This is a genomic window from Pseudomonas sp. PS01299, from assembly GCF_029960145.1.
GTDB classification, from domain to species: domain Bacteria; phylum Pseudomonadota; class Gammaproteobacteria; order Pseudomonadales; family Pseudomonadaceae; genus Aquipseudomonas; species Aquipseudomonas putida_A.
In genome coordinates, this window is sequence record NZ_JASCPO010000263.1 from 1 (window position 1) to 7,244 (window position 7,244).

Genomic DNA, 7,244 nt, shown 5'->3' on the forward strand with positions numbered 1-7,244 from the left:
ATCACCCAACCTGCCGCACACAGCTGAGCCATTGTGGGAGCGGGCTTGCTCGCGAAGGCGTCAGCACATCCAACACTTTCGGTGACTGACACACCGCTTTCGCGAGCAAGCCCGCTCCCACAGGGGGATTGGGTGAGTCAGTTAGAGACTGGTCGGCTGTCAGGCCGCCATCGCTGGCAAGCCAGCTTCCACAGGGATTGGGTGAGTCAGTTAGAGAGTGGTCGGCTGTCAGGCCGCCTTCGCTGGCAAGCCCGCTCCCACAGTGGGATTGGGTCAGTCAGTTGGAAACTGGTCGGCTGTCAGGCCGCCATCGCGAGCAGGCTCACTCCTACAGAAAAGCAAAGCAGTCCAGACAGACCGCATGCTCTTCACCACTCAAATGGCCGAGTGTCAGCTCGCCGAAAGCTCTTGATCTTGCCGTGCCGGCCCCATCGGCAGGCTGAGTGGAGGGGTTTATCCGGGGGTAGGCGCGCAGCGCCATGCGGCGAAGCCGCATACATCGAGAGGAGGTGCAGCGAAGCAAACCGGAGGCGATGCCCCCGGATGAACCCCGCAACGAAGGAACCCGAGCCTAAGCGAGGGCCGAACGCAGGGGCCAAGACCTTTGCTTCCTTTGGGGCGTTTGCCAAAGGGAGTCGCTGTAAGAGCGAAACCGCCAGCAGCAGCACCCGAAGCAACGGATATGTCCCCCATCAACCCAAAGCATGGTCGGCCCAGAGGCCGCCAAGACAACCCAAAACAGAAATGTTAGCTTGCTTGGCAATAAAGCCCAGAAGCCGAGCCCATAGCGATGAAAAAAACAGTCCTGGCCTTCAGCCGCATCACCCCACCCATGATCGAACGCCTGCAGCAAGAGTTCGACGTCATCGTCCCCAACCCAAAGAACGGCGACATCAACGCCCAATTCAACGAAGCCCTCCCCCACGCCCAAGGCCTGATCGGCGTCGGCCGCAAACTCGGCAAAGCCCAACTCGAAACCGCCACAAAACTCGAAGTAGTCTCCAGCGTCTCCGTCGGCTACGACAACTACGACCTCGACTACTTCAATGAACGCGGGATCATGCTCACCAACACCCCGGACGTGCTCACCGAAAGCACCGCCGACCTCGCCTTCGCCCTGATCATGAGCAGCGCCCGCCGCGTCGCCGAACTCGACGCCTGGACCAAGGCCGGCCAATGGCAGGCCAGCGTCGGCGCACCGTTGTTCGGCTGTGACGTCCACGGTAAAACCCTGGGCATCGTCGGCATGGGCAACATCGGCGCCGCCGTCGCCCGCCGTGGCCATTTCGGCTTCAACATGCCGATTATCTACAGCGGCAACAGCCGCAAGACCGAACTGGAACAGCAACTCGGCGCAGAGTTTCGCAGCCTCGACCAGTTGCTCGCCGAAGCCGACTTCGTCTGCCTGGTGGTGCCGCTCAGCGACAAGACCCGCCACCTGATCAGCCATCGCGAATTGGCGTTGATGAAGCCGGGGGCGATTTTGGTCAACATCTCCCGTGGCCCGGTGGTCGACGAGCCGGCGCTGATCGAAGCCCTGCAAAACAATCGCATCCGTGGCGCCGGACTGGACGTCTACGAGAAAGAACCGCTGGCCGAGTCGCCGCTGTTCCAGTTGAAAAATGCTGTGACATTGCCGCACATCGGCTCCGCCACGAATGAAACGCGCGAAGCCATGGCCGATCGTGCACTGGCCAATCTGCGCAGCGCGCTGCTCGGCGAACGCCCGCAGGACCTGGTCAATCCGCAAGTCTGGCGCGGATAAAAAATGACGGGCAAGTGCAGAACCGCACTTGCCCGTTAGTTGCCGCCCTACACAACTTGAAATTGAACAACAAAGCCAATTTAACAACAGCATTATAAGCTCTGCCTGGCAATCGAATGATCGACCACTGCTATGGAGAGCTAATCCCGTGAACAACCTGACAACCGATAAAGTTATTCGCTACAGCAAAGTTATATTGATGGCTTACATCAGCTTCTTTGGTGTATTGGTGATGATTCACAACTTTACCGACTATGACTCGAACTACACGTACGTGGCTCATATCCTGAGCATGGACACTACCACCGCCAATGAGTCCATAAAATACCGAGCCATCGATTCACCGATGATTCATCACCGGATCTACTGGTTCATCATCACGATGGAAGTAACGTATACGACGTTATGCCTGATAGGCACCTATCAACTCTATCGGCACATCAATGCGCCTGCAGAGGTATTCCATGAGGCAAAAAAGTTCTCGATCATGGGCATACTGGCGGCAATTTTCATTTATTACGTGTGCCTGCAAACCGTGGGGGTGGAATGGTTTGACATGGACACCTCACAATCATGGAATGCCAAGGACTGGGCCCGGCATATCATTGACTTCATATTCCCGGTGATGATTTACATCACCTTGAAAGTCGAGCGCTGATGTTCAGTGATCGTTTGTTTCATACCAACTTCCCCTGCACCGGCGCCACCAGCGTTTTCGGCTTACGAAACACCAAGACATTACCCAGCATCACCAACACCAGCCCGAACAACGCCGGTGCCGTCCACTGATAACCTTCAACAAACGCTGACACGTTCAGTGCCACCACCGGGAACAGCACGGTGCAATACGCCGCACGCTCCGGCCCCATACGTCCGACCAACGTCAGGTACGCGGTGAAGCCGATCACCGAACCGGGGATCACCAGATACAGTAACGCCCCGACGTAACGTGGCGACCACTCCATGTCGAACGCAATGCCATTGACCAGACACCACACCGACAACATCGCCGCCCCGTAGGCCATGCCCCAGGCATTGGTGGTCAAGGGTTTCAAGCCTGCCTTCTGCTGCAGACTCGACAACATATTGCCCGCCGAAAAACACAAGGTGCCACACAGCGCCAGGCCAAGACCAAGCAACGTTTCGGGGCTGGCGTGATGGCCGGCCAGTTCCGGCCAGAACAGCATTCCCAGACCAAACAGGCCGAGCGCCCCGCCCATCAAAACATTGCGCGCGATGCGCTGACCGAAGAATACGCGTGCATTGAGCGCATTCCACAAAGTGGCCGTGGAAAACACCACCGCCACCAGCCCGCTGGGAATCCACTGGCTGGCGGTCAGAAAGCACATGAAGTTGACGCAGAACAGGCACAACCCCTGCGCCACACAGATCAAATGGCCACGCCGATTCATCGGTTGCAGCCGCCGACTGAGCAGCAACAGCACGAACAGCACCAGCGCGGCGAGACCGAAGCGATAAACGATCGACACCGGAATCGCCACCACGCCCAGTTGCCATTTCAGGGCAATCCAGGTGGTGCCCCAGATCAGCACGGTCAGCAGATACAGCGAAAGGTTCATGACGAAACTCCTGAGAACACCGGGCACTCTGTGGCAAGCGAGCTTGCTCGCGCTTGAGTGCGCAGCACTCACTGATGGGTCCGCTGCGCAGCGCGGCGGGAGCAAGCGCCCTCGCCACAGGGTTGTGTTGTATGGAGGTTCAGGGTGCGACAGCAACGATCGGGGCGCTTGCAGATTCTTGCGCTTTTGTCGCTCGACAGGCTGGCAGCGCGAAAGCTACGGAGTAGGATGCAAGGCGTTGGAGAGAACCGAATATGGCCGCTATCGATACCCTGCAAGTCTTCCAAGCCCTCAACCGCTCGCCGAATGCACGCCTGTTGCACAGCGCCGATCTCGGTGACGGCTTGTCTGCGGCCCTGTGGACCAACCACCACGATGCCCAGGAATACGAAACGCCGAGCCACCACACGCTTTCCTGCTACATCGCCGGGGGCACGGGCACCTTTCGTCGTGGCCAACCGGGGCGCAAGGGCGGACCGGACAAGTTGTGCATCCTGCCCGCCGATCACCAATCGGGCTGGGTGATCAACGGCGATCTGCGTCTCGCTCATCTGTATTTCAGCGCCGAACAATTTGCCTTGGGTTGCGTCACGCTGCTGGATCGCGAGCCGCGAGAGATGCAGTTGCGCGAGCAGACCTTTCTGGAAGATCCGCAGCAGGCCCGACGCTTTCGTCAGTTACTGACACTGAATTGGGACGAACCGGCCGAACGCCTGCTGACCAGCAGCATTGCGCATGAATTGATCAGCCATACCCTGCTCAGCCAGGTCGGCGCCCGGCAGGGTGTGCGCCTCAAGGGCGGACTGGCGCCCCATCAGCGGCGGCAACTGGTCGAGTTCATCGACAATCAGTTGGCCGAGCCGATCAGCCTCGGGCAACTGGCCGGATTGTGTGCGCTGTCGGAATACCACTTTGCGCGGATGTTTCGCGTGAGCTTCGGCCTGCCGCCGCATCAGTACGTGCTGGCGCGGCGCTTGAACCGGGCGCGGGAATTGTTGCGCGGCACGGCGTTGCCGCTGGGGGAGATTGCACTGGCGTGCGGGTTTGCCAGTGCCAGTCATTTCACCAACCGGTTTCGGCAGGTGTTGGGTGGGACGCCTGGGGAATATCGGCAGGCATTTTTGCGTTAGAGGCGGGATTTTTATTGCCTGTTCGGGCCTCTTCGCGAGCAAGCCCGCTCCCACAAGGTCTGCGGCCGTTCAAGACGTTTATGTCCGACCGGGGAACCTGTGGGAGCGGGCTTGCTCGCGAAGAACGATGACGCGGTCCTGGATCAGAACTCCAAAGTGCTCGACAACGAAATCTGCCGCGAATCGCCCATCGACACAAAGAACCGGCTCGCCGCCGAGGTGTAGTAGGTGCGGTCGAACAGGTTCTTCACGTTGAGCTGGAACTTGACCTTCTGCCCTTCGAGTCTGGTGTCGTAAGTGGCAAACGCATCGGCCACGGTGTAGCTCGGCAGGTCGAAATCATTCACCGCATTGCCCGCGCGTTCGCCGACATACCGCGCCCCGGCACCGACCCGCAGTTGGTCGCCACCCATCACGCTGCCGAAGTCATACACCGCCGACAATGAACCGCTGTTCTTCGCCACGTTTTGCAAGCGATTGCCTTTGTAGTCCGGGTCGTCGGTGACCTCGGCATCGGTGTAGGCATAGGCGCCGATCAGGCTCCAGCGATCGGTCAACTGCCCGGTCAGGTCCAGTTCCAGACCCCGGGAACGCACTTCGCCAGCCGCGCTGTAAATGGTGGTCGGGCCTTCAGAATTGGAGACCAGCACGTTGCGCTTCTTGATGTCGAACAGCGCGATATTGCCGGTGATGCGCCCCGGCATATCCAGACGCGCACCCAGTTCCCACGACTTGGCCTCTTCCGGCGCAATGCTGCCGTCGAGCACGGTGCTGCTGCCGCTGAGCGGGGCGATGGTCGAGTTGGGTTTGAACGATTCGGTGTAGCTGCCGTAGAACGATAATTCGTCGGTGTAGCGATACACCAGACCGGCGCGCGGTACGAATTTCTGCCCGTTGCTGTCGGTGTTGGCCTTGAACGGCACGCCTTTGCCGGCGTACTGGTCGTACTCCTGGAAGCGTCCGCCGGCGACCAGAATCCACTGGTCGTTGAGGTGTATCGAGTCCTGCAGAAACACCGAATCGCTGCGCAGCAGATCGGTCTGCGCGCTGTCCGCCGGGCTGACCGTGGTGCCTTCGACTTCACGGCCATACACCGGATTGACATAGCTGAAGGTGCTCAGGCTTTTCTGGCGGATCAGGTCAGCGCGGTAGATCTTGCGGTACTCATCGTCAACGCCGAACACCAGATCATGTTGCATGCCCAGCAGGTTGACCTTGCCCTCAAGGCTGGCGGTGGTGAAACGGTCAGTGCTGATCGCGCCTTGCGTGCCGTCCATGCTGCGGGTCAGCGTGCCTTTTTTGGTGTCGATGGCGGTCACGCGTACCTGGCTGGCGTCGTAGGTTTCGCGGTTCCAGCTGTAGCCAAAATGGGCTTTCCAGTCGTCGTTGAGTTCGTGGTCGGCTTCGAAGTGGTACAGGTCGGAACGGCCTTCCATGTCGTTGAACGGCTCATCCAGACGCTCGTTGCGCGAGATGTCCAGCGGATGGTTGGTGCGCGGATCGATTACCGTGCCCCGGTCGAACGGGGTCAGAAACTCGCGGTGTTCATAGCCGAACGACAGCTGGGTACGCTCGCCGAACCAGGCCAGCGACGGCGCGATCAGCGTCTCGCGGTGAGTGCCGTAGTTGCGCCAGTAATCTTCGTCTTCATGGTCCAGCACCAGCCGATAGGCCAGCCCTGATTCACCCAGCGCACCAGTGCTGTCGAAGGTGCCACCGCTGCCATTTTTGCCGTCGCCGTAGGTGGAACCGCGCAGGGTCAGCGCGTTGTATTGAGTCAGTTCCGGCTTCTTGCTGACCAGGTTGACCACGCCGCCCGGATCCTGAATGCCGTAGAGCAACGAGGCCGGGCCCTTGAGCACTTCGACCCGATCGACCGTCGCGTTCATGCCACGGCCCTGCACGATGGGCATGCCGTCGCGCATGATCGAGCCATTGCGGTTGTCGCCGAAACCGCGGGTCATCACCGAGTCTTGCGTGCTGCCCAAGGTGTTGCCCTGGGTGATGCCGCTGACGTTGGCCAACGCATCGTCGAGATTGCGCGGGGACTGATCGCGAATGACCTGGGCCGGAATCACGTTGACGGTCTGAGGAATCTCCTGCAGCGAAGCCGAGGAGCGCATCACCGAACTGGTCTGCGGCGGCTGATAGCTCATCGACTCGTCACGCATCGACGTGATGGTGGTCGCGCCAAGATTGAGTGCGCCTGCGGTGGGTTGCGGTTCCAGCGCCAAGGTGTGGCTGTCGGTACGGCGAAAGGTCATGCCGGAACCACTGAGCAGGCGTTGCAGCGCCTGTTCGGCGCTCATCTGGCCGCTGACGGCCGGGGCGTTGAGGCCGTACGGCGCTTCATCGGTGTAGACCACGCTTTGCCCGGTGACGCGGCTGAAGTCGCTCAGAGCCTGGGGCAGTGGTTTGGCGCTCAGGGAGAAACTGAACTGTTTCTGTGTCGGGCTGCTGACGGTTTCAGCGGCCAGCGCCACACTCAGCGGCAACAGCGCCAACGCCGAAAAACTCAATGCCGAAACACCCAACCACTGTTTGACCGAACCCGATTTTGCCCTGGACTTCATTGCTCAATGACCTGTGTAGAACCGCAACGGATGCGAATGACTCGCAGTTTCAGTCACTACACGGATGGGGCTGCGGTTTACCTCACCACAAATTTGAAAATATTTTTCGAGAGCAGTGTCGGTAGTTCTGACGCCTTCGCGAGCAAGCCCGCTCCCACATTCTGGAATGCATTCCCCTGTGGGAGCGGGCTTGCTC

General features: G+C 59.7%; 5 protein-coding genes. 3 read left to right on the plus strand and 2 right to left on the minus strand.

The features are described from left to right. Positions 1-790: 790 nt before the first annotated feature. Complete coding sequence (locus tag QMX91_RS27145; protein WP_135294993.1) at positions 791-1,765, plus strand: D-glycerate dehydrogenase; 975 nt, start codon at positions 791-793, stop codon at positions 1,763-1,765. 148 nt (positions 1,766-1,913) lie between these two features. Then, complete coding sequence (locus QMX91_RS27150) at positions 1,914-2,423, plus strand: DUF2165 domain-containing protein (protein WP_210558926.1); 510 nt, start codon at positions 1,914-1,916, stop codon at positions 2,421-2,423. A gap of 19 nt (positions 2,424-2,442) precedes the next feature. Here the strand turns inward: QMX91_RS27150 and QMX91_RS27155 are convergent, their stop codons facing one another. Beyond that, on the minus strand, positions 2,443-3,345 hold the full coding sequence (locus QMX91_RS27155) for a DMT family transporter (RefSeq protein ID WP_134785470.1): 903 nt from the start codon (positions 3,343-3,345) through the stop codon (positions 2,443-2,445). 254 nt (positions 3,346-3,599) lie between these two features. Between QMX91_RS27155 and QMX91_RS27160 the strand changes: the two genes are divergently transcribed. Then, positions 3,600-4,475: an AraC family transcriptional regulator gene (locus QMX91_RS27160; protein ID WP_027610904.1), complete on the plus strand. Its 876-nt coding sequence runs from the start codon at positions 3,600-3,602 to the stop codon at positions 4,473-4,475. 143 nt (positions 4,476-4,618) lie between these two features. Here the strand turns inward: QMX91_RS27160 and QMX91_RS27165 are convergent, their stop codons facing one another. Next, positions 4,619-7,048: a TonB-dependent receptor gene (locus tag QMX91_RS27165; protein WP_282413648.1), complete on the minus strand. Its 2,430-nt coding sequence runs from the start codon at positions 7,046-7,048 to the stop codon at positions 4,619-4,621. Between the last annotated feature and the right edge of the window lie 196 nt (positions 7,049-7,244).

Bases quoted from the DNA above. Each gene is read 5' to 3' on its own strand.
- QMX91_RS27145 (WP_135294993.1), top strand. From the start codon at position 791: ATGAAAAAAACAGTCCTGGCCTTCAGCCGCATCACCCCACCCATGATC.
- QMX91_RS27160 (WP_027610904.1), top strand. From the start codon at position 3,600: ATGGCCGCTATCGATACCCTGCAAGTCTTCCAAGCCCTCAACCGCTCG.
- QMX91_RS27165 (WP_282413648.1), bottom strand. From the start codon at position 7,048: ATGAAGTCCAGGGCAAAATCGGGTTCGGTCAAACAGTGGTTGGGTGTT.
- QMX91_RS27155 (WP_134785470.1), bottom strand. From the start codon at position 3,345: ATGAACCTTTCGCTGTATCTGCTGACCGTGCTGATCTGGGGCACCACC.